Origin of the sequence: Candidatus Ulvibacter alkanivorans, from assembly GCF_003333325.1 — a bacterium.
Classification (GTDB): Bacteria; Bacteroidota; Bacteroidia; order Flavobacteriales; family Flavobacteriaceae; genus Ulvibacter_A; species Ulvibacter_A alkanivorans.
Map to the genome: position 1 here is coordinate 1 of NZ_QOLC01000084.1, position 1513 is coordinate 1513.

The 1513-nt window shown below is 48.4% G+C and carries 2 protein-coding genes and 1 pseudogene; 1 reads left to right on the plus strand and 2 read right to left on the minus strand.

Features of this window, described 5'->3' with window-relative positions:
• A pseudogene (locus tag DWA30_RS08470) lies at nucleotides 1-348 on the plus strand (GNAT family N-acetyltransferase); the annotation flags it as partial.
• On the opposite strand, the gene DWA30_RS08475 reads toward DWA30_RS08470, so the two are convergent.
• Nucleotides 349-813: a YchJ family protein gene (locus DWA30_RS08475; protein WP_114492112.1), complete on the minus strand. Its 465-nt coding sequence runs from the start codon at nucleotides 811-813 to the stop codon at nucleotides 349-351. It lies immediately after the preceding pseudogene.
• Nucleotides 806-1513, minus strand: a 708-nt coding sequence (locus DWA30_RS08480) for a Rossmann-fold NAD(P)-binding domain-containing protein (protein ID WP_114492113.1), incomplete at its 5' end; no start/stop codon positions are given. The genes DWA30_RS08480 and DWA30_RS08475, both read right to left, overlap by 8 nt.

Genomic DNA, 1513 nt, shown 5'->3' on the forward strand with positions numbered 1-1513 from the left:
CTGATTGTCACTTACTACCAGCTTTACTTTAACGACGCTGACAAACTGGCCACTGCCCGCGTGCCATACAGTGTTGATGGCGAGCTGAAACAGCAGGTCTGGCAGACATTGACCGGTGAGGATGCCGACGAGGATTTTGTTGCTTTACGTGAGCAGCTGACACATATGAATGTCACCGTACCTACGCTTTACAAGCAGTATGCAGATGTGTGTGAACAGGGCGGGGTACGCTTTATCGATTTCAATATCGATGCTGACTTCGGTCACTGCATCGACGGTCTGGTGATGGTCGATCTGCAACAGTTAAAAGCCAGCAAGCGTAAACGTTATCTGGGTGCAGTCGCCTGATCAGCTACCGTGGCATTGCTTGAATTTTCTACCACTGCCGCAGAAGCACACTTCATTTCTGCCCAGTTTTAATGGCGGCAGGAATAAGCCGTCATGATAAAACCAGCGGCCGGCTTCACGGGTAAAGCGGGAGCGCTCACGGAGCTGGCCGAGAGGCTCATCATCATAAAAAGCAACAAATTCGACTTCGGCCAGATTATTGGCTTCCTTGTGGTCGATGATTTTCAGACCCAGCCAGTCAGTCTGAGAAATACTCTCCTGCAACGCTTCCCGCTCACCCGGGTGGCGCTTGGACGGGTGCAGCGTTTCCAGCAGATAGTCAACCAGGCCCAGGTGATAGGCACTGTAGCGTGAGCGCATCAATTTTTCGGCATCTTCAGCTACGTGTGTGTGCTGGTGTAGAGGCTGACAGCACTCTTTGTACAATAATCCACTGTTACATGGACACAGCGATGAATCACTCATAATGCTCCTGATTCAGTTGCATCAAGTCCGGATGTTGAAGTTGATACTGTAAACGTTGTTTTATTTTCTGATTAGAGACAATTTTAAAATTCAGTGTGTCATTCTCAGCAAAATCTGCCAATGGATAACCAGCCAGCTTCGCCATATCCGGGTAAAACTGCCGTTTTTTCGGGTGTGTATCACTGCAGCCATTAAACTTTTCCCCCCATACATTTTGATGGATAATCGCATCAATTATGCCGATACAGTCATCAAAGTGAATGAGGTTAATGGGCGCATCAGGCTGTTTGATTGTTTTGCCACCGCGGAAAAAGCGACCGGGATGGCGGCCCTGACCGACCAGCCCACTAAAACGCAGGACGGTCGTTTTGAAGGCAGATGATTGCTGAAACAATTGCTCTATCTGAAATAACGGACTGTCCGGGTTTTCGACGCCTTCGTCTTCTGTCACTTCACGGTTGAGGTTCTGATAAACCGAACTGGAACTGACAAACAGCACTTTGCTGATTTTACTCTGCTCGATGACGGTAATCAGACGCCTGAAACCCGCGATATTTTTACAGGTGATATTGATGATCAGGATATCTGCACTGAGAAAATCAGCATTGAGCGGTTCATCCTGATCGATATCCACAAGGTAAGCGTCAAAGCCGGCCTGTTCTAATTCAGCCTGCTTATTCTGGCTGCGAGTCGACAGCTT